The organism is Vreelandella sulfidaeris Esulfide1 (assembly GCF_054072535.1).
The window spans coordinates 838037-860236 of record NZ_CM133364.1 but is presented as its reverse complement, the minus strand read 5'-3'; the positions used below and the strand labels follow the sequence as shown (position 1 = coordinate 860236).

The 22200-nt window shown below is 53.8% G+C and carries 15 protein-coding genes; 7 read left to right on the top strand and 8 right to left on the bottom strand.

The genetic code is table 11. From position 1 onward, the window contains the following. Nucleotides 1-139 precede the first annotated feature (139 nt). The 3 genes from ACW44H_RS03985 (at nt 140) to ACW44H_RS03975 (ending at nt 5176) form a co-directional block, all read left to right on the top strand. The gene (locus ACW44H_RS03985) at nt 140-1987 is read left to right on the top strand and encodes an ABC transporter ATP-binding protein (protein ID WP_457507082.1); all 1848 of its coding nucleotides are present in this window, start codon (nt 140-142) and stop codon (nt 1985-1987) included. A gap of 165 nt (nt 1988-2152) precedes the next feature. Further along, a complete protein-coding gene (locus ACW44H_RS03980; protein WP_457507079.1) occupies nt 2153-3841 on the top strand; it encodes a methyl-accepting chemotaxis protein in 1689 nt (562 codons plus the stop codon). Between the two features lie 138 nt (nt 3842-3979). After that, nucleotides 3980-5176 carry an EAL domain-containing protein gene (locus ACW44H_RS03975; RefSeq protein WP_457507077.1) on the top strand — a complete coding sequence of 399 codons (1197 nt, stop codon included), beginning with the start codon at nt 3980-3982 and terminating at the stop codon, nt 5174-5176. Here the strand turns inward: ACW44H_RS03975 and ACW44H_RS03970 are convergent. Further along, nucleotides 5137-7398, bottom strand: coding sequence for a response regulator (locus ACW44H_RS03970; RefSeq protein WP_457507075.1), 2262 nt, complete (start codon nt 7396-7398; stop codon nt 5137-5139). The two genes, ACW44H_RS03975 and ACW44H_RS03970, sit on opposite strands and share 40 nt — an antisense overlap. Before the next feature lie 18 nt (nt 7399-7416). Next, nucleotides 7417-7935: a molybdopterin-dependent oxidoreductase gene (locus ACW44H_RS03965; protein WP_457507073.1), complete on the bottom strand. Its 519-nt coding sequence runs from the start codon at nt 7933-7935 to the stop codon at nt 7417-7419. A gap of 165 nt (nt 7936-8100) precedes the next feature. Here ACW44H_RS03965 and ACW44H_RS03960 point away from each other — a divergent pair, with 165 nt between their 5' ends. Further along, nucleotides 8101-8814: a response regulator transcription factor gene (locus ACW44H_RS03960; RefSeq protein WP_457507071.1), complete on the top strand. Its 714-nt coding sequence runs from the start codon at nt 8101-8103 to the stop codon at nt 8812-8814. Nucleotides 8815-8908: 94 nt separating this feature from the next. On the opposite strand, the gene arfA is transcribed toward ACW44H_RS03960, so the two are convergent. Beyond that, the gene (gene arfA / locus ACW44H_RS03955; RefSeq protein ID WP_457507069.1) at nt 8909-9070 is read right to left on the bottom strand and encodes an alternative ribosome rescue factor ArfA; all 162 of its coding nucleotides are present in this window, start codon (nt 9068-9070) and stop codon (nt 8909-8911) included. A 110-nt stretch (nt 9071-9180) separates the two neighbouring features. Then, nucleotides 9181-9999 (bottom strand): 2,5-didehydrogluconate reductase DkgB, encoded by an 819-nt coding sequence (gene dkgB, locus ACW44H_RS03950; RefSeq protein ID WP_457507067.1) that lies wholly within the window; start codon nt 9997-9999, stop codon nt 9181-9183. A 93-nt stretch (nt 10000-10092) separates the two neighbouring features. Between dkgB and ACW44H_RS03945 the strand changes: the two genes are divergently transcribed. Beyond that, the gene (locus tag ACW44H_RS03945) at nt 10093-11352 is read left to right on the top strand and encodes an MFS transporter (protein ID WP_457507065.1); all 1260 of its coding nucleotides are present in this window, start codon (nt 10093-10095) and stop codon (nt 11350-11352) included. Between the two features lie 21 nt (nt 11353-11373). On the opposite strand, the gene ACW44H_RS03940 is transcribed toward ACW44H_RS03945, so the two are convergent. From ACW44H_RS03940 to ACW44H_RS03925, 4 genes are all read right to left on the bottom strand, one after another. Further along, nucleotides 11374-13095 (bottom strand): protein kinase domain-containing protein, encoded by a 1722-nt coding sequence (locus ACW44H_RS03940; protein ID WP_457507063.1) that lies wholly within the window; start codon nt 13093-13095, stop codon nt 11374-11376. Between the two features lie 69 nt (nt 13096-13164). Beyond that, nucleotides 13165-13974: a formate/nitrite transporter family protein gene (locus tag ACW44H_RS03935; RefSeq protein ID WP_113268810.1), complete on the bottom strand. Its 810-nt coding sequence runs from the start codon at nt 13972-13974 to the stop codon at nt 13165-13167. A gap of 38 nt (nt 13975-14012) precedes the next feature. Further along, on the bottom strand, nt 14013-14912 hold the full coding sequence (cobA, locus tag ACW44H_RS03930; protein WP_457507060.1) for a uroporphyrinogen-III C-methyltransferase: 900 nt from the start codon (nt 14910-14912) through the stop codon (nt 14013-14015). Then, the gene (locus ACW44H_RS03925; protein WP_457507058.1) at nt 14872-17586 is read right to left on the bottom strand and encodes a nitrate reductase; all 2715 of its coding nucleotides are present in this window, start codon (nt 17584-17586) and stop codon (nt 14872-14874) included. Before ACW44H_RS03925 ends, cobA begins: the two co-directional genes overlap by 41 nt. Before the next feature lie 741 nt (nt 17587-18327). Between ACW44H_RS03925 and ACW44H_RS03920 the strand changes: the two genes are divergently transcribed. Together ACW44H_RS03920 and nirB are read left to right on the top strand one after the other, a co-directional pair. Then, the gene (locus ACW44H_RS03920; protein ID WP_457507056.1) at nt 18328-19635 is read left to right on the top strand and encodes an NAD(P)/FAD-dependent oxidoreductase; all 1308 of its coding nucleotides are present in this window, start codon (nt 18328-18330) and stop codon (nt 19633-19635) included. A gap of 17 nt (nt 19636-19652) precedes the next feature. Further along, a complete protein-coding gene (gene nirB / locus ACW44H_RS03915) occupies nt 19653-22160 on the top strand; it encodes a nitrite reductase large subunit NirB (RefSeq protein ID WP_457508922.1) in 2508 nt (835 codons plus the stop codon). Nucleotides 22161-22200 lie beyond the last annotated feature (40 nt).

The window sequence follows — 22200 nt, the reverse complement described above, 5'->3', positions numbered from 1 at the left end:
CCACGGCTCGGATAAGCTGCAATTCATCCACTCCTCTCCGCCGCGTCGCCGTTGAAGGCAACCGGCGGTTGGGCTGGCTATCCACGTTCAACCACCGCATCATGGCACTCCTTTTTGTGAGCCGTCTGCCAAGTTACCTATGTCCCCACCCGCTTCTGAAACCTCCTCTTCGCCGTTAAGCGGCTTTTTTGGTGTCTTCCGCTATAGCCGCCGGGCGCTTGGCCTAGTGTGGGAAACCTCCCGTTGGATGATGCTGGGGTTAGCGCTCTGCACTCTGGTTGCTGGGGTACTCCCTGCGGTGGCGGCTTGGGTTGGCCAGCTGATCGTGGATGGCGTGGTGAGCGCCATGGAGACTTACCAAGCGGCTTCAGATCCCAATCTGCTTGTGTCTATTACACCGGTACTGCAGTTGGTGGGTATAGAAGCCTTAATTATTGCGTTAATCGCCCTGGCCCAGCGTGGCCTTTCGGCCCAGCAGTCGCTACTGCGAGCCCTGTTAGGGCAAAAGGTCAATGTGATGATCCTGGAAAAAGCAGGCTCGCTGTCGCTCAGCCAATTTGAGGATTCAGAGCTATACGACCAGCTCACACGTGCACGGCGCGAAGCCTCCACGCGCCCATTAGCACTGGTGAATAAAACGTTTGGACTGCTGCAAAACGCTATCTCACTGGGCAGCTTTAGCGTTCTCCTGGTGCAGTTTTCGCCTTGGGCACTGATGATTCTTGTGGTGGGTGCCTTACCGGTATTTATATCAGAAGCTAAATTCTCAGGGGATGCTTTTCGTCTGTTTCGTTGGCGTTCGCCACAAACTCGCATGCAGATCTATTTAGAGACAGTACTCGCTAGAGAGGACAGCATAAAAGAGGTCAAGCTGTTTGGCCTGGAAGGGCTATTTCTCAAGCGTTACCGCGATATCTTTACCCAGCTATTTGCCGAAGATCGCCGCCTCACGCTGCGTCGTGAAAGCTGGGGGTTTCTGCTGGGTTTGCTCGGCACCTTAACCTTTTATTTAGCCTATAGTTGGGTCGTAATTGAAACGATCGCCGGGGCACTTACACTCGGCCAAATGACGATGTATTTAATGGTTTTCAAGCAGGGTCAGGCCGCGCTCTCCGCCAGTCTTACCGCTATTAGCGGGATGTACGAAGACAACTTGTACCTGTCCAACCTTTATGAGTACCTCGAGCAGCCGGTTGAAGCCGAGACAGGCACTCTGACCCAGGGCGCACTGCCTGGCGATGGCTTACGCTTCGAGCACGTCAGTTTCTCCTACCCTGGCGGTGCTCATGTATTGCACGACATTTCGCTCCACCTTACCCCGGGCCAAAGTCTGGCTTTAGTAGGCGAAAACGGCTCGGGCAAGACCACACTCATCAAACTATTGACCCGGCTCTATCACCCTACACAAGGGAGGATTTTATTAGACGGTAGCGATCTGCGAGATTGGAGCACCCAAGCCTTACGTGAGCGTACAGGCGTCATTTTTCAGGACTTCGTGCGCTACCAGCTGCAGGTCGGTGAAAATCTGGGCGTTGGCGATACCCACGCCTTTAACGATGAGCAGCGTTGGCAGCAAGCGGCGCGTCACGGCATGGCGGATGACTTTATTACTCGCATGGCCAGCGGCTACCAAACCCAGCTTGGCCGTTGGTTTAAAAATGGCCAGGAGCTTTCCGGCGGACAGTGGCAAAAAATTGCCCTCTCCCGTGCTTATATGCGCGAAAACGCCGATATCATTGTGCTGGACGAACCCACAGCGGCAATGGATGCCGCAGCAGAAGCAGATGTCTTCGCCCGTTTCCGCGAACATAGCTATAACAAAATGGCTATTTTGATCTCCCACCGCTTCTCAACAGTACGCAGCGCTGATCTCATTCTTGTTATTGATCAAGGACATATTATCGAGCGCGGCACCCATGAAGAGTTGCTTGCTGAGAATGGCCGTTATGCGAAGCTATTTCAACTGCAAGCAGCAGGTTATAAATAAACACTTAAACATGAACAATTCTTATTACAATCATGGTTAAATAGTTACACCGCTAATTAAAACCTGGAACGTGAACAAAGGTGACAAGTGTCATAAAACCATCGACCCTGCTAATGCTTTAACGGTAATGTGCACTCATTACTTTCCACTACAGGATTGGCACATATGAACCGCCTTCAACAGATAAAAGTTAAATACGCTCTCGCTTTTATTAGCGTTGCATTAGCGCTATTAATCATAGTCGTTGCAGATGTACTGCTCGTTAACATGGTAAAAAAACGTTTAGATACGTTTATTACTAACTATATTCCGGCCACTTCAGCCACACTAAACGGTGACCGCGATCTTTACCAAGCACGGGTTGCAGAAATCGAGTATTTGTTATCTCGCCCCAACAGCGAGCGTGCATCGGCACTTATCGCCGAGTTTGAAGCAAATGCCCAACAGGCTTATGAGCGTATGGGTATCTATGCCGAGTTAATGCAGAACTACCCGGAACTTACCACTCAACTAGCTGGTTTTGAAACACTCTATAATGACTGGAAACAAGAAGCAGAGCGAGTTTTTGAGTTGCATCAACGTGGTGATACCGCCGAAGCTTTAAACCTGCTTGATGGCTCTTCATTAGACCGCTTTAATACACTGCGAGATATCTATGATGTTTCGGGAATGAATATCGAAACTGCCACTTATCAAGCAGAAGCAGCAGTGGTTGATAGAATTCAAGTACAGCAAACATCTACTATCATTGTTGCGTTAATTATCTTTATTGCTGCAACGCTTATTGCCTTGCTGGGCCCGCTAATGATGTCTCGAGCTATTCGCCAAATTACCGGGCGTATTAAAGAGATTACCGAAGGCGATGGCGATTTAACCGCACGTATCGAGAGTAGTCGCCGCGATGAAATTGGTGACCTCGCCCAACAATTTAACGCCTTTATTAAGCGCATTGACGATACGCTGCAGTCGGTTAGCAGCAGTACCGTTAGCCTCCAGCATGCCTCCACTGAAATTGCCAAAGGCAGCCAAGAGCTTGCGGCGCGTACTGAACAAGCCGCGGCCAACCTGCAGCAAACCTCTGCCTCCATGGAAAAAATCGCAGCGGTGGTCAACAACGCCTCCGATTCTGCTCAGCAAGCTGATCAATTGGCGCTTTCAACCCGCGACTTGGCTCAGCAGGGCTTACACTCCATGCACAGTGTTGAGCAGACCATGGATACCATTAACGACTCTTCGTCTGAAATCAGCAGCATCGTTAGCATGATTGAGAGTATCGCTTTTCAAACCAATATATTAGCGCTGAATGCGTCCGTTGAGGCTGCACGAGCAGGCGAGCATGGGCGTGGTTTTGCAGTGGTAGCCCAAGAAGTACGTATATTAGCCAGTCGTTCAAGCGATGCGTCAAAGGGAATTGCCACCCTCGTCAATACGTCGTTAAGCCGGACAAAATCGGGTGTCGACCAGGTGAAGGAAACCGGCGCTACGATGCAGGAGATGGTAAAAAGCATTGAGCGTGTGGCTGACGTTATTGCTGAAATCAGCGCAGGTGCCAAAGAGCAGAGTGTCGGCATCGGTCAGGTGAATGACGCCGTGAACGAACTGGATAGCATGACGCAGCACAATGCGTCCATGGTGGAGGAGTCTAGTGCTGCTGCTGCGGAACTAAGAGAACAGGCCGACCGACTGAGCGTATTAGTGGGCGCCTTCAAACTTAGCAATACACAACATGATCCTCTCACATCGAACAAAGTAGCACTTCCTTCAGGCCACAGACAGTCGCACAGACCGCCATCTAGTGCCGTTGCCCCGCGCCGTTTAGCAGGTGCACAGCAACCCGAGTGGGAGTCGTTCTAAGCAACTCCCTTAGCCCTCTCCTCTTCCTTGGGTTTCCAGGCCCAAGGAAGATTAACGACTTGTTTATGAGCGTTGCCTTGCTCACTGGCGCACAGATGATAACGAATAACTAATAGTATGGGTCATCAGGGAACTTCTATGCTGTCGAATGCCTTAATTATTGATGATGATCTTGATGTTCAACTGCTGGGCAAAATGTTGCTTCGCCAACGCGGCTACAATGTGCAGACGGCAAGTAGTTTTGGGGAATTGGCGCGCCAGCCCAGCCTACTCAACACCGAGTTGATATTACTGGATCTTGGGCTGGGGGAATTCACCGGTCTGGATATACTGGACTATCTAGACGACTTACGTTTAAACGCTTCAATACTGTTAATCAGTAGTTGCTCAAAAGAGACCGCAGCTGATGTGATTGCAATCGGCGAAGCCAAAGGCTTACGTATGCTTGGCTTTATACCCAAAAACCGACTGCTTACCGATCTTAAAACGTTCCTTGAGCCTTTGAAAAATGCCCTCAAAGCTCCCACTCAAGAGGAACTGGCAAGCGCTATACGTAGTAAGCAATTTTTTTTAATGTACCAGCCTAAACAAGATCTTAAACAGCGCCAGGTCATCGGCGTTGAAGCGCTAGTGCGTTGGCAAGATCCTGAACGTGGCTTACTTTCTCCCGATAGTTTTATTCCTCTGGCAGAGCAGAGCGGTCTAATGGTTCCGCTCACTTGGCTCGTTCTTGAGCTAGCGCTAGCGCAGCAGGCTAAATGGCAAGCGCGTGGGTGGAGCCTAAACGTAGCGATTAATATACCGGCAGCCTTTATTCAATCAGAGGGCATGCTGGAAGCGTTTGATCGACTTACCCAACATCATGGTGCTTTGCTCTCCAATATCACGCTGGAACTCACCGAATCCGTCGGCGTTGAGTGTTTAGGCTACGCTTGCCATGTATTAAAAGCATTGCAGCAGCGCGGCTGCCAACTGTCATTAGATGATTTTGGCACCGGCTATTCGTCTTTGAGCCAACTCCACCGGCTGCCGTTTAATGAACTCAAAATTGACAGGAGTTTTGTCTCAAGCATCGACCAGGACAAAGACGCTCTTGCCATAACAGCGTCTATCATCGACTTAGGCAAGCGTCTGGGGCTTAAGATTGTCGCCGAAGGGATCGAAACAATGGCACAGCACACCCTTTTGGTTGAAGCGGGTTGTACCGTAGGGCAAGGTCACTATTTTGCTCGCCCGTTAACCGCCGCCGATTTCGATGCTTGGTTTAGTGAATACTTACCTACCGCACCAACACCTCAGCAACAGAGCATGCTTTCTTGCTGCAAGGCCTTCTGACTAGCGACCCTTAGCACCACTAACCGCTCTAAATGGAAGGCCAGTTCGCTTAACGAGGCGACTGGCGCCCTGAGCTCTAGCTGGCTAGCTTGCTCAGCAATCGCAACACAGCCTAACGAGGAAGCGGCTCCCTTAAGTGAGTGTGCTTCTTGGCTCAGGGCTTCGCGATCCTCGCACTGTAAGTAGGCGTTAAGCCGGGCGTAACGATCGTCAAACCGAGTTAAAAAAGTCGTCATCAATGCATCCAATGCGCTCGGTTCGAAGGTCTCTTTCAATTCTTCACAGATATACTCATCAAGCAGTTGAATCGCCTCATCTTTCTCTGTCAATAGAGCGTGAGCGCCAGCCGTCTGATGATGAGCGAGGATAGTCGTGCGTTCTACGTTTTCATCAGTCGATAGTTCAACAGGGGATAGATAGCGACCGATCACTTGATATAGCTCGTCTCGTGTAAAGGGTTTGTGAATCATATCGTCCATACCGCTCTGCATGCAGCGCTCACGATGTTCAGTCATCACATTGGCGGTCATCGCGATAATAGGCAGGCGGGGCAACTCATGGAGTACTTCAAAAGTGCGCCAGCGTTGGGTGGTCTCAGTGCCATCAAGCTTAGGCATTTGCATATCCATTAACACCAAGTCGAACCTACCCTGGTTGGCTGTCAGTTGGTCGAGCGCCTCCTGGCCATTCTCTACAACTGTCACCTGTTGGCCAAGGCGTTCGAGCATCACCTGCGCCACCGTTTGGTTCAGCGGATTATCCTCTACCACTAAAATGTGCTGATGGGCAGCAAATAGAGGATGCTTTTCACCGCTGTGATAAACCGCCAAAGGCTCGGTTTCCGCCATATTAACGGTGAACCAAAATCGACTGCCCAACCCCAACTGACTATTAACTCCTATCTCACCCCGCATGGCGCCGACTAGCCGCTTGCAGATTGCCAGTCCAAGCCCTGTTCCTTCGTGGCGACGCGCCATGGAAGTATCCACCTGGGTGAAAGCTGAAAATAGCTGTGCTTGATCCGCTTTAGCAATACCACAACCGGTATCGTGTACCTCAACCAAAACATTATCGTTTACTAGCGGCTTCACATGACATTTAACAAAACCCTCTTCGGTAAACTTCAGGGCATTATTAATTAAGTTCATCATCAGTTGGCGCAAGCGTGCGATGTCGCCTATTACATAGCGTGGTAGCGCTGGGTCAATAGAGTAACTGAAGGTTACCTTCGCCTTCGGCCCCCGAAATGTATAACTTTCACATAACTCATCGATGCATTGATGAAGATCAAAGGGCTGCTCATCCAAATCAAGCCGCCCAGACTCAATTTTAGTGTAATCAAGTACATCGTTAATTACCGCGCGTAGACTCTCCGCACTGCGCTTTAGTGCTGCTAAATACGTTTCTGCCCGGAGTGTTTCCACCTCTTCGCTTAGCAAATCCGCCATGCCTACTACGCCATTCAGTGGCGTGCGAATTTCATGGCTCATCACGGCCATAAACTCCGATTTCGCTAAACTGGCTTTCTCTGCTCGCTTGGCAGCCTCGTTGAGCTCTAAACTCTTCACTTCTAATGCCTGTGCCTTACGCTTACTTGAGCGCCCTTCCAGGATCAAGGCGCGGACTAACATACCGCCTGAGAACATGAGCAAGATAATAAGCAGGAGCACCAATCCATACAGGTTTGTCAACACGCGGCGTTCCTCGCTGCGCATATGTGAAACGTGGGCATTGGTTTCGATCAAAATCGTGCTGGTAAGCTGTTGAAAACTTGATGTCCTTTCCAGGAGGCTAGCTATCAACGCATTACTTAATTCGGTGGGGTCGTTCCACAGGGGTTCAAGCAGCGTTTCCATCTCTAAAATCAATACTTCAGTCTGTCGAATAACGCCTTCAACAAGCTCAAGTTGATTCACAACTTTTCCAATGTCCCCTTGAAAAAAAAGTGTCTTCCGACTGAAAAGAATCTCGTAGCGTAGCAATATATCCTCAACAGTCGCATTGCCAGCGTTCGCTTCCATCAGTGTTAAACGAAGCTCTCGCACTTCGCGGTCATATTGGTACCCAGCCCACAACAGGTTTTCAAGTAGTCGATTCTCAAGCGCATGCTGACGATTATAAATAACCCCGCCGGTGGTTAGTGCGGAAAGAAAAAAAAGGATCGCCGAAAACGTAGCGACCCTGGTACTGCGGGAAAAATAGAACTTCATTAAAGCCAGCATAACAACTACTCGGTTATATTATTCAACTTCGATACGCATCACCTGCCACACCGAACGGGAAAAGATTTCTTCATTCAAAAGTTCGGGATGTTCGTCAAAGGGATAAATTACAAATAGCGGTCCCTGATCACGAATACGCAGTGCTTTGCCATTTGCCTGCATGGCGAGAATAACGTCGTAATTCTCAAAATCACTGACAGGTATGGTCGCCGCGTACTCATTCAACGCTACCACACGTGTATTTACTCCTTCGGCACCGGCGGCTTCCAGGATGGCGCGCCCTAACGGGCCAGAGAAGCGCACCGCGCCATCGTACCAAGGGGTACGGGTAATCGTTTCGTGTTGCTCTAAAGTCTCCAACATCGCTTTGTCAAAATGGGCTTCATTTCCAACGTTTGGATGCCCCACTTTGCCACTGACCACTAGCAACACCGGCCCTTCAGGAGCCTCCAGGGCAATAGCCTGTGCCGACAAGAGGGCAAAGCCTGCTAAGGCAATGAACCCCCTAACTTTCAGTACCACAGAACGACACGTCATGCTGCACCTCGGTGTTAACTAATAGAGTGCAAGCAGTATATATCGGCCGTTTGGTGGATAACTGTGAACCTTTGTGCCAACGCACTAACCTCAACTATACTTAAAGTATGAGCTTTGCGATCCCTAGGGTGCGAAATTTGTAATACGACAATAAGGTAAATCAACATGCATATTGGCGTACTCGAGGATGACCTCGACCAACAGGCCTTTATTGAGCAGTGTCTCCTAACAGCCGGTCATCGCGTATCTTTATTTACTCGCTCCAACGAGCTTCGGCGCGCCACGCAACAGCACACCTTTGATTTACTTATTATCGACTGGCGGCTCCCCGATAGCTGCGGTATGGATGTGGTCGCTCACCTGCGTCAACACGACAGCTGGCGCGGGCCTATCCTGTTTATTACCGCCAGTCAGGGTGAAGAAGATGTGGTCAAAGCCCTAGAACAAGGCGCAGACGATTTTTTAGCGAAACCCCTTCGTCCTAAAGAGCTGATCGCTCGAGTGAGCGCGTTGGGTAGACGGTCAGGCTACGCGACATTACGCTCGGCGCCTGCCTGCCCCGACACCTTTACCCTGCATACCGAAGAGCATTACATCAGCGTGGCCGGCCAAGCCGTTGATTTAACCGAACGTGAGTATCGGCTAGCCGCCCTCTTTTTCTCAAAAATCGGCGAACTGATCATACGAGCTCACTTACTTGAGCTGATCTGGGGTATTAAAGGCGATGTTTCAACGCGCACCGTTGATACCCACGTAAGCCGCTTACGCCGTAAATTGGAACTGGACGGTCGTCATGGCCTGCGTCTACGCAGCGTTTATCAGTCAGGATATCGGATGGAAACATGCCAAGTTACCCATGGCGAGCAAATAGCGAGGTAAATTGACGCCCCGGCGATAGGAAGTGGCCGGGGCGTTTTAGGCTTAGAATAAAGTGCAGAGATATAGCGAAACCACTTGTCGAGAAAAACCTAACTCAAGCGGCTTGGCTATATCCCTGCTTAGTGCATGAATTAGTAATGCGTCCTTTACGGGAGTAGCTTCCTTTCCCCTTTTTCGGTGTTTGCTGCTGCATTTTAAACATCGGCGTTCGCAGCTGTGCTTTTAACGCATTGTCTTTGATTTTACGCTGTTTCATCGTTCTCTCCGTTCGTTTAAAGATGCCTGCCTAGGCAGGCACCCACTACGACACATACTATTTACTGAAGTTCGTCGTTTAGCGTTTCATGCCCTGATTATTCATTTCTATTACTCATCCCAGGCTGGCGCAAAGTCAGGGTTAGCAATACGCTCTTGGCGATCCAACATGGCAATATCAGCCATTTCACTGTCGCTTAGTACTAAATCTAATGCGGCAATGTTGCTTTGAATATTGCGCGCCTTGGTCGATGAAGGAATCGTCACCATATTGCGCTGTTTTACCCACGCTAAGGCAATTTGCGCGGGCGTTACGCCATGGGCGTCGGCAATTTTCTGAAGAGTCGGATTGTCCATTACCTTGCCCACCGCCAGCGGCATAAAGGCGGTGACCTGAATACCTTGCTGCTCGCAGTGCTCAACCAGTCTATGGTTCTGAAGGAAAGGGTGGACCTCGATCTGATTGGTCAGAATTTCGCCCTTACCCAGAATACTGATCGCCTCGTCCACCTGATCGCAGGTGAAATTAGAAATACCGATATGGCGTGCTTTGCCTTCCGCTTTGACTTCCTTCAGGGCCGTCAAATAATCCGCCATCGGCACGTCATCATTAGGCGATGGCCAGTGAATCAACAGCAGATCAACGTAACCTGTGCCCAGCTTCTGGAGACTTTCGTCTACGCTGGCCTTCAGCGTGGCAGGTTCCAGGTTGTCAAACCATACCTTGGTGGTGAGAAAAATATCGCTGCGGTGCACGTCGCTGTCATGAATCGCGGCACCAACCTCCGCTTCATTGCCATAAAACTGTGCCGTGTCGATATGGCGATACCCCGCCTCAAGCGCTGCATGAATGCTCTGCTTGAGCGTATCGCCTTCCAGGCGAAAAGTACCGAAACCGGGGTTAGGCATCACTTGTTGCATCATTAACATCCTTTTCTATTGATAGCGTGTTAACTAACATGGGGTGGTGATTGCTTCACTTCAACCCCAGGGCCTTGAAACGCCGTTAACCATGAAGACGCTATGACAACCGCTACCAACGCACCTGCCAGCGCTAATGAGCCTTTACTGCCGCTTCACCGCCAATCGGGGTTTTTAAGCTTTTTGCTGTCGCGCTTAGCCGCGGTATTTGCCATGCAAATTCAGGCCATCGTGGTGGCTTGGCAGGTTTACGACATCACCCGTGATCCCATGGCCCTGGCGTATGTGGGATTGGCGCAGTTCCTGCCCATGGTGCTGCTTCTGCTGCCCGCGGGGGATGTCGTTGACCGCTTCTCGCGCAAACGCATTTTGCAGTTTAGCTGGGGAGTACAAGGGCTGTGCAGCGCCTTGCTGCTCACGCTTTCGCTGAACGAGAGCCACAACGTGACCGGCTTTTACGCAGTATTGGCACTGTTTGGAGCGGCGCGCGCTTTCACCGGCCCTGCGCTACAAAGTTTGCTGCCCAATATCGTGCCCCGCGCTCAGCTTGCCTCGGCCATTGCATTGAACAGTTCCATCATGAAGATTGCCGTCATTGCAGGTCCTCTATTAGGCGGTATTCTTTATGGTATTGGGAGTGGCAGCCTTGCATACAGCGTTTGCCTAGGGTGTTTTACGATCGCGCTGGTGTTACTGCTCCCTGTACCAATTCGCTACGCTGAAGCAGCTAAAACGCTAGAAAGCACAGCGGTAAAGCGGTTTACGGCGGGAATTCGCTATATCCGCTATCAGCCGATTATTTTGGGGGCCATTTCCCTGGACCTGTTTGCGGTTTTATTAGGGGGAGTCGTCGCGCTGCTGCCTATTTATGCGCAGGAGGTGCTGCACGTTGGGCCAGAAGGATTAGGTGCATTACGCAGCGCAATTGCTGTCGGTGCACTGCTCATGGGGTTGTACTTAGGCATGCGCGGTATCAAGCGCCGCGCCGGTTGGGTCATGTTTGTAGCGGTAGCCGTTTTCGGCGTTGCCAACCTGGTGTTCGCTTTTTCGACGATTTTTTGGGTTTCGCTGATAGCCATGTTCGTGGCGGGTGCCGCCGATATGATTAGTGTATATGTACGCATGACACTGATTCAGCTTGCTACTCCCGATGAAATGCGTGGCCGTGTGAATGCGGTCAACATGCTATTTATCGGCTCCAGCAATGAGTTAGGCGAGTTTCGCGCGGGCAGCATGGCTGCCTGGTTTGGTGCCGTACCCGCAGCCATCATTGGCGGTGTCGGTACGCTAGCAGTGGTGGGCGCCTGGATAAGGCTTTTCCCAACCTTACGCCGGGTCGACCGCTTCGACGATGCGCGCTGATAGCAGCAACCATGGCTATCCTTACCGCACTAATAGGGCAATCACGATAATAGCCAATGCCAACGACACACCCTTCCAGAAAAGTACCGGGTCACGTTCTAACAATGGTAACTGTGCGCGCTTAAGCAACCCTGGACTTGGTGAGTTCAGTTCAAAAACAAACTCCGAAAGCGCCGGATAACGGTTGTAGGGGCTGGGATGCAGCGCCCTTTTAAGTACTTCATCCACCCAAGCAGGCAGTTCACGGTTTTCGTTGAGCGCTGACTGATACGCCAGCTTATGTTGCGCCGCCCTTGTGCGTGTTTTAGCCACGTTGGTGCCGTAGGGCAGCGTGCCGGTCAACATCTGATAGGTGATAACGGCCAGGGAGTACTGGTCTGCCTGGGGAGTACCCCCTTCACCTAAAAAATACTCCGGCGCGGTGTACTGTGCGGTGCCTAGGATATCTTCGCTAACGTGGTCTTGGCTCTCCGCTTCGGCAATTCCCGCCACCTTGGCTGCGCCAAAATCGATCAGCTTCACCGTACCGTGGTGATCAATCATAACGTTATCAGGACGCAGATCCTGATGGAGCATTTCCAGACGATGAAAGGCGCGAAGCCCTTTGGCAATCTGCTCGACAATGGGACGGACACTGGCTAATTCAGCATTGGGGTGGTCGCGCATCCATTGGGTCAGGGTTTGCCCTTCGATATAGGCCAGTACGGTATAAAGATAATGGCGGGGTCGCTCTTGCACGGGAGCTTTAAGTACATGTTCATTATCAATGCGACGTGCAATCCACTCTTCACGCACAAACCGCTCAATACTCGCCGGGTCTTGGCTTAGCTCGGTTGAAAGCGTTTTCAACGCTACCTTATCGCCACTAGCGATATCTTCCGCCAGGTAGACATGGCTGCGGCTACTGGCATGCAGTTGACGCACAATGCGATAGCCATCCAGTTCGCTGCCCGCGCGTAATTCTGGTGGCTGTGGTAATACACTCATTGCTGCATAAAGCTCATCGGCGTGATGCTCGGGCAGCGTATCAACGCGCACAATCTGCACCGTCAGGTTATCGTCGCTGCCGTTCTCAAGAGCGGCATCAACCAGCGCCTTAGCGGCCATATCAAGATCGCCCCAGTGAGCATGAATCAGCGCGACCATTTCAGCGCTGGTTAACCACTCGTAAACGCCATCGGTGGTAAGTACAAACAGATCGTCGGCGCTGAGCGATACGGCGCGATAATCCAGCTCCAGGTGCTGGCTGGCCCCCATGGCGCGGCTTAAATGGCTGACTTCCCGCGATGCCCAAAAGCGATGATCCTCGGTTAGCACCTCCAGCGTATTGCCGGTAAGCTGATAGATACGGCTATCGCCGACATGAAACAGGTGTGCGGTGGTGGACTTAAGCACCATCGCGCTCAGGGTACATACATAGCCGCGGTCCAGGTTATAACGGTACTGGCTTTGCCGGGTTTGGGCATAAAGCCACGCGTTAGTCGCTTGCAGTACCCGCTGGGCTGACGTTTTGACCGTCCAAGTGGCCGGGGTGGCATAATAATCGCTCAGAAATCCACCCACCGCCGCCTCACTTGCCTCGCGGCTGACATCACTGCTGCTGATCCCATCTGCTAACGCGATCGCAATGCCTTTGTTTACGCGCAGGGAGTCGTTGGGCAAATAGGCACCATAAAAATCCTGGTTGCTTGGCTTGCGCCCTTTATCCGAGTACTGGCCGAGCGAAATGGTCAGCGCTGCCATTATGCTTCCCCTAAAAAAGCCTCCGCCAAAGCGAAGGCTTATGGTTCTTCAAAGTTCGCTATGCAGCACTTATAACGCTTTCTGTGGCGCGGTACGCACATGGGTGGTGTAGAGGGTGAGCCCCGTCAATGCCAAACCACCAATTAAGTTACCCAGTACCACAGGAATCTCGTTCCAGATCAGATAATCCATCATCGAAAAATTACCCCCCATCATCAGCCCGGATGGGAACAGGAACATATTGACCACCGAGTGCTCGAACCCCATGCCGAAGAACAGCATAATCGGCATCCACATGGCAATGACCTTGCCGCTGACCGTGGTCGAAATCATCGCGCCCACTACGCCCAGTGAGACCATCCAGTTGCACAATATGCCACGGATAAAAATCGTTGCCATGCCGCCAGCACCGTACTCTTTATAGCCCACCGTGCGCCCTTCGCCTACTTCACCAATGACTCGGCCCACCTCGCTAGGTTCGGTGCTAAAGCCGTAGGTAAAGACAATCGCCATTAGAAAAGCGACCGTTAATGCCCCGGCAAAATTACCAGTAAATACAATACCCCAGTGCTTAAGAATACGATTAATCGTAACGCCGGGCCGCTTATCCAGCCATGCCAGCGGTGTTAACACAAACACCCCGGTCAACAGATCAAATCCCATTAGATAAAGTATCGAAAAGCCCACCGGAAACAGGATGGCGCCGATAATCGGGTAGCCGGTTTGTACCGCTACGGTCACCGCAAATACTGCAGCGATGGCCAAAATAGCCCCCGCCATAAAGGCACGAATCAAAGCATCGCGGGTAGACATGTGCAGTTTGGCTTCACCGGCATCGACCATCTTAGTGGCAAATTCAGCAGGCAATAAGTAGGACATAAAGGCGTTTCCTTAGCAGCAGGTTCAAAGGTCAAAAGTTAAAGGTCAGAGGAGTAAGGCTGAGCAATGTCGGTGGTTTTTAAAGCAGGCGAAGTGGCGACTCTTTGCACCACGCTGCCCACCACAATCAAGCAGGGTGACGGCAACGGAGTTGCGGCGAGTTGCTCGGGCATGTCAGCAAGCGAGCCCACCAGCGACTGCTGTTCGGGCTGGCTGGCGTTAGCCACCAGCATGATCGGCCACTCATCCGGCAGGCCTGCCTGGCGCAGGCCGTGGCAAATGGCACTCACTTTTGAAAGCCCCATATAAAACACCAGGGTTTCATCCTTGCGCGCCAGCGACGCCCAATCCGGCGAACCGTCTTCGCGGCATAGCTGGGCAGTCACAAAGCGTAGCTGCTGAGCATGACCACGGTCGGTGAGCGGGATGCCCATACAGGCAGCGGCGGCAGAGGCCGCGGTAATCCCCGGCACAATGGCAGCAGGGATCTCAGCGGCGGCCAAAGCGTCCAGCTCTTCACCCATCCGCGCAAACACCGCCGGGTCGCCGCCTTTCAAGCGCACCACCGATTTACCTTCCCGGGCGAGTTTTACCATCAGCGCACCGATCTCAGCTTGCGGTACGCTGTGATGGCCGCGTGCTTTACCCACGTAGTAGCGCTCGCTGCCACCAGGGATCAGCGCCAGCACGTCATCGCCCACCAAGCGGTCATACACCACGGCGTCGGCCTGCATAAGTAAACGTGCGGCCTTGAGGGTTAACAGCTCCGCGTCGCCGCTGCCTGCGCCGACCAGATAAACCTGCCCCGCGCGGCACTCACCACGCAGTGGCAAACGTATATCAGTAGCATGCTGAACCCACGGCGACAGCGCGCGTTGCGACAGCCGCATAAAGGCGTTAAACCACTTCAGTAGCAAGGGATTGCTTAGTGCGGGCATGGGGCCGCTCCTCTTCAATAAGTGATTTCAATTCGGGAATACAGCTGCCGCACTGGGTGCCGCAGGCGAGCCTAGCGCCCAACGCTTCTACGCTGGTGTCACCCTCGCGGATGGCATTAACGATGGTGGTTTGGCCTACCTGGTGACAGCTGCAGACCACCGGACCGGTATCCGCAGCGCCGTCGTCGCAGCCTGCTAATAAACGTCGGCGATGGGTATCGCTGAGCCTTTCATCGTTAAAACGCGCTTCCAGCCACGCCAACCCTGGCAACTCGTTGGGCGGGCCGACCATCAGCCACCAGCGCAACTGACCGTTTTCCACGCAGGCGGCGCGCAGGCGTCCGTTAGTCGGGTCTTGGCTGACGACCGATACGTCGCCGGGCAGCCACGTTTTCAGCTGCGCTAACCAGTCATTCACCGACTGAGTATTGGCAAGCTGCCAGCGCTGGCAGCTGCGCATGGGAATACGTGTCCAGTAGGCACTGGTGCACCAGGGTGTTGACTCCGTTACACCTTCGGCGACCAGCAGGGTGGCCTGCCATTCGGTAGCAAGCGGCGCCAGCGCCACAGCGCCGTGTTTCGATTCAGGCTGCCCAGAGAGCGGATCCGTAATGCAGTCGATCAGCGCGCTGCTTCTGGCCTGCTGGGTGAAGCAGTCAGTCCAGTGGATGGGCACGAAGACCTCACCGCGGCGCTGGGCATTGGAGACCCGCACCCGAGCGCGAAATTCACCTTTCGCGGCGGTTAACACCGCCAGCCCTTGATCGCTCACACCGGCGGTATCGGCGTCGTCGGGGTGCACGTCCATAAAGGGTTCAGCGCGGTGGTTCATTAACCGCGGTGAGCGTGCGGTGCGGGTCATGGTGTGCCACTGGTCACGTATCCGGCCGGTATTAAGCCGAAGCGGATAGGCTGCACTCAGCGACTGCTCAGGCCCTTGAGGATGGATCGCCAGCAGCTTGGCGCGGCCATTAGCGGTGGCAAACTCGCCCTCCTCAAATAGCCGTGCCGTGCCGTGGGGCGCTTGAACAGTCACCGGCCACTGGATCGGCGCCAGGGTGTCGTACCCCTCTTGACCCAGCCCTACCAGCCCTGAAATATCGAACACTCGTTTCGGACTTCCCTCAATGCCGTTTTCAAACGCCGAGAGCCGAGCGTGCTCGTCGAAAATCTCCCAAGGGTGCGCGTAGTTAAACGCCTCGGCATACCCCAACCGTTTCGCCACCTCGCAGATTATCCACCAATCGTGGCGGGCCTCACCGGGGGGCGGCAACATGCCCCGCTGGCGAGAAATACGCCGCTCGGAGTTAGTCACCGTGCCATCTTTTTCCGACCACCCCGAGGCAGGCAGCACAATGTCGGCATAAGGCAGCAGGTCGGTATGGGCAGCGCACTCGGAAACGATTACCAGCGGGCACTTTTCCAGCGCAGCGCGTACCCGTGCAGCATCGGGCAGGCTGATGGCAGGATTGGTGGCCATTACCCACAGCGCTTTTATCTCACCACGCTCAATGGCTTCAAACAGTTCCACTGCTTTATAACCGGGCCCTTCCGGCAGGCTCGGCGTCAGGCTGTCGGTAGCCCAAAAGCGGCTGACCAGCTCGAAGGCACCTGGGGTGTGGTAATCCATATGCGCGGCTAATTGGTTGGCTAACCCACCTACTTCGCGGCCCCCCATGGCGTTGGGCTGGCCGGTAATCGAGAACGGCCCCGCCCCCGGCAAGCCAATCTTTCCACCAGCTAAGTGGCAGTTAATAATCGCGTTGCACTTATCGGTACCACTGGCGGATTGATTAACGCCCTGGGAGTAGAGCGTGACCACATGCAACTGGCTGGCGAACCAGTAGTAGAAGGTTTCCAGACGCTCGGGGTCGACATCACAGACCGCCGCGACTTCCACCACTGAACCTGCGGTTTGCTGGGCTGCCGCCAGCGCATCCTCAAACCCTTCGGTGTGACGCTCAAGATAGCGGGTATCGAGCTTTTCACGTTGCGTCATCCACGCCAGCAGGCCGTTAAATAGGTAAGCATCGCTGCCTGGTTTAATCCCAAGGTAGAGGTCAGCAATTTCACAACTGTCTGTCACGCGGGGGTCGATCACCACCAGGCGCATCAGTGGGTTGCGCTCTTTCGCCACTTTAATGCGCTGGTAAAGCACCGGGTGATTCCAGGCTAGGTTAGAGCCCACCAACACGACCAGCTCCGCCTCCTCCAGATCTTCGTAGTTGCACGGCACCGCATCCGCACCGAAGGCACGTTTATAGCCAGCGACCGCAGAGGCCATACACAGTCGCGAATTAGTATCTAAGTGGGGTGTGCCTAAAAAGCCTTTAAACAGCTTATTGGCTACGTAGTAATCTTCGGTTAGCAGCTGGCCGGAGAGGTACGCGGCCACACTATGGTTGCCATGCTCGGCCCGCAGGGTGTTTAAGCGTTCGGCAGTAGTGCTTAGGGCATTGTCCCAGGAGACCTCAACACCATCAATGCGAGGGTGAGTCAGCCGCCCCTGGTTCCCCAAGGTTTCGTGTAGCGCAGACCCTTTGACACACAGCCGCCCGTAGTTCGCCGGATGCTCGCGGTCGCCCTCTACGGCGCTCAGCGTGCCCGCGTCAACGGTTGCCGTTACGCCACAGCCGACGCCGCAGTAGGGGCATATGGTTTTGGCCTGAGTCATAGCTACTCCTCGGATTGCTCATTAGCGCCAGGCATAAAAAAACGCCCAGTCCCGTTCTCTAATGCGCTCTATAAACGCATTAAGAGAAGAGGGCTGGACGTCGTTGCCACAGCGCACCTTCATCGGTGCAATACACTCTTCAGACTATTTTCAAAACACTCTTCAAACAGATGAAGATTGTCTAACAGCTACACATTCGGCTACTTATTTTTCTAACGGCTTTGGAGTTGTTCGCTGCCATCGCCAAGCAATGAGCGCTTATCCCTTGTTAACTAGCTTGTTGCCTAGATAGCTGCAAAAGCCAAGCCCAGAACCAACTATTTTAAAAATTGTTTCTTATAAACAATTATTTAAAAACCGACAGATGACTACGCAACGCTCTTTTTCGCACTGTACACACGCTAAATGGTGTTTGAGAGTGCACGCTACCTCCCTTTTCGCACCATCACCGTGCAGTCTATCCGAAGAGCATTGCCACAACTTACCCATAACCTACACATAAGCAGCTGAAGTTATTTAAAAAAACATTCTATACGTCCAGTTGGCTAGCTCCTTGCTTGTTACAGAGTAAGGTTTTTAATCAGTTGGCAGCCAATGGCGGTTGTCGCGCGTTTAAAAAGACGCTATCGGGCAACGACGCCCCTGTTACGCACGCTTTTGCGATTTTTTGCAAAGCGGTGCGCGACAGGGGCGTTTTTTGTTTGGTGCTCAAGCATCCGCAACGACACAGAGGAGCTACCCATGGAAACCATTTCCCGGTGCTCACCCAGCGACCATCTAGTCATTATTGGTAGTGGTATGGCCAGCCACCGTCTGATTGAGGCGCTGGTGAAATCACCTACGCGCCCCCAGCGCATCACGGTAATTGGCGCTGAACCAACCCCCGCGTATAACCGTATCCTGCTTTCGCCACTGCTGGCCGGTGAGATGCAGCAAGACGCACTTACTCTGCGCGATGCGCAGTGGTACGCGGCTCAGAATGTCACTCTGATTCTCGGCGAAAAGGTCGAAAGCCTGCAGCGTGATCGCCGTACGGTAATCACCGACACCGGCCGCACACTGCATTACGACCGTTTGGTCATCGCCACCGGCTCACGCCCAGCGCTGCCCGACATCCCCGGTATTGAGCTTGCGGGTGTACACGGCTTTCGCGACTTGCAAGACGCTGGTGCACTTACCGACATCGCTCAACAGGGCGGTGATGCAGTGGTGATTGGCGGCGGTCTGCTGGGCCTTGAAGCTGCTGAAGGACTGCGTAAACGCGGCAGTGATATCAGCGTCAGCGTGCTCCAACGCAGCGAGCGGCTAATGAACCGCCAGCTGGATACCACTGCCGCGCATCTGCTTGAAAACGAACTTTCCCAGCGTGGTTTAAAGATCATCACCGGCGCCCAGTTAGCACAGCTAGAGGGCGATACTCATGGGCGCGTAGCCAAGGTACAACTTGCCGATGGCCGTCAGTTCAACGCCTCTAGCGTGATTATTGCCGCGGGCATTACTCCCAATGCGGAACTTGGCCATCAGGCAGGACTGCGCACTGATCGAGCTATTGTGGTTGACGAATGGCTCACCACCTCAGACCCGGCCATTTCCGCCTTGGGTGAATGCTGCCAATTTGATGGCACCACCTACGGCTTGGTGGAACCGATCTGGCGTCAGGTAGAGGTGCTCGCCGCGACGCTGTGCGGCACAAATACCCAAGGCTATGCGGATGCGCCCAGCGCCACCAAACTCAAAATCAGCGGTGTTGCGCTCTACGCCTTTGGCCCCACCGACGCCAGCGCCGAGCATGAAGTGCTTAGCTACCACGACATTGAGCGCGGCGATTACCGTCGTCTGTTACTTCGCAACGGCCAGCTTGAAGGTGCGGTGCTTTACGGCGACACCAGCCAAGGCCCTTGGTACTTCGAACAAGCACTCGTAGGCACGAACCTTAACGACTGTCGCCATGCACTCCTGTTTGGTGCTGCTGATGTAGCAGTGCTCCAAACCATTGCGGCTGACCAGCACAACGATACTCCCCATTTATCGACCTTAGAGGCGGCATAGCTATGTCTATCGAAAACATGTCCACTACACAGCAATTAATCGTTATTGGTAACGGCATGGTCGGCCACCACTTGGTCGAGCAACTGGTCGATAACGGCGCACTAGAACGCTATCAGGTTACGGTGTTTGGCGAAGAGCGCCATCGCGCCTACGACCGGGTGCATTTGTCTGAATATTTCAGCGGCCGCGATGCCGATTCGCTAGCACTTTGCGAGGCGGATTACTACGCCGTCAGCGGCGTAGAACTGCGTACTGGCGAGGCCGTGATCGAGATCGACCGCAGTGCGCAAGAAGTGGTCACCGACCAGGGCCGCTACCCATATGACCGCTTGGTGCTAGCCACCGGCTCCTTCCCCTTTGTGCCGCCGATACCCGGTAATGACCGCGATGGCTGCCTGGTGTACCGCACCCTGGACGACCTGGACGCCATCCAAGCCGCCGCCGAAAATGCCACCACCGGCGTGGTGGTGGGCGGTGGCCTGCTGGGTTTAGAAGCCGCCAATGCCCTGCGGGGATTAAACCTGGACACTGCCGTTGTTGAATTTGCCTCGCGGCTGATGCCGATGCAGGTAGATAACGAAGGCGGTGAACTGCTGCGCGAAAAAATTGAAGCCTTGGGCGTACAGGTGCTCACCGAGCGCGCCACCCAGCGTATTGAAGATGGCGAGGCGAGCCGTCACCGCATGGTCTTTCAAGACGATAAAGTCCTTGAAACCGATCTCATCGTCTTCTCAGCAGGCATTCGTCCCCGCGACCAGCTAGCTCGCGACTGCGGCCTGGAGATTGGCGAGCGCGGTGGCGTCGTGGTCGATAACCAGTGCCTTACCAGCGACCCGGCTATCCTCGCGGTTGGCGAAGTCGCACTGTGGAACCAGAGCATTTTTGGCTTGGTGGCGCCGGGCTACCAAATGGCCAAAACCGCACTATCCACGTTGACCGGTGGAGACACACACTTTGGTGGCGCCGATATGAGCACCAAGCTCAAGCTGCTGGGCGTGGACGTGGGTTCGATTGGTGACGCTCACGGCAACCAAAACCCCAGCGCACGCATGTTCCGCTACCTGGATCCCATCAAGCAGGAGTACCGCAAGCTGGTGGTCTCCAGCGATGGTAAAAAGCTGCTCGGCGCCATGTTGGTGGGCAACAACGGTGTTTACGACACCTTATTGCAGTACTACTCCAACGGTATTGAGCTGCCCGATGAACCTGCTTCACTGATTCTGCCACAAAGCAGCGGTGCCGCTCCCACGCTCGGCCCCGGGGCGCTGCCAGAAACCGCCTCCATCTGCTCTTGTCATAACGTCACCAAGGGTGATATTTGCGCCACTATTGACGCTGGCGTGGTAGATCTAGGCGGTGTCAAAGCGGCCACCAAAGCCAGCACCGGCTGCGGCGGCTGCACCGCGCTGCTGAAAAGTGTGGTTGACCATGAGCTAGAAGCCCGTGGTGTGGAAGTCGATAAATCGATTTGTGAGCACTTTGCCCATACCCGCCAGGGGCTTTACGATATTGTGCGTGTCGAAGGCATCAAAACCTTCACCGACCTGATTGAAAAACACGGCAACCCCGACACTCACCGCCTGGGCTGCGATATCTGCAAGCCCGCTGTAGCGTCCATTTTGGCCTCCTGCTTTAACGAACCCATCACCGATGCGGCGCATATCCCATTGCAGGATACCAACGATACGTTCATGGCCAACATGCAGAAGAACGGCACTTACTCGGTAGTGCCGCGTGTGGCCGGTGGTGAGATCACCCCTGATAAGCTCATTGCCCTGGGCGAAGTGGCTAAAAAGTATAGCCTCTACTCCAAAGTGACCGGCGGCCAACGTATTGACCTATTCGGCGCCCGCCTGGAAGACCTGCCGGATATCTGGGGCGAGTTGATTGCCGCAGGCTTCGAGACCGGGCACGCCTACGGTAAATCGCTGCGCACGGTGAAATCCTGCGTAGGCAGCACTTGGTGCCGCTACGGCGTACAGGACAGCGTTGGCATGGCGATCCAATTGGAGAACCGCTACAAGGGGCTGCGTTCACCGCACAAGATCAAATTCGGCGTTTCCGGCTGCACCCGCGAGTGCGCCGAAGCTCAGAGCAAAGACATCGGCATTATCGCTACCGAAAACGGCTGGAACCTCTACGTTTGTGGTAACGGCGGCATGCGCCCCCGCCACGCCGAACTGTTCGCCACCGACCTAGACGACGAGCAGCTCTACCGCACCATTGACCGCTTCTTGATGTTTTACGTGCGCACCGCTGACCGCCTGCAGCGCACCTCGGTATGGCGCGAAAACCTCGACGGCGGCCTGGAGTACCTCAAAGAGGTGATTCTGGAAGACAGCCTAGGCATCAACGACGAGCTGGAGCGCCAAATGCAAACCGTGGTGGATACCTATCAGTGCGAATGGGCCGACGCCATCAGTGATCCAGAAAAACTCAAACGCTTCCGTAGCTTCGTCAACGACGACCGCCCGGATCCGTCAATCATTATGACCTCCGAGCGCGGTCAGCTGCGCCCCGCTTAAGCGACGCTGGGCCCTGACACTGACAACGACACTGACACTG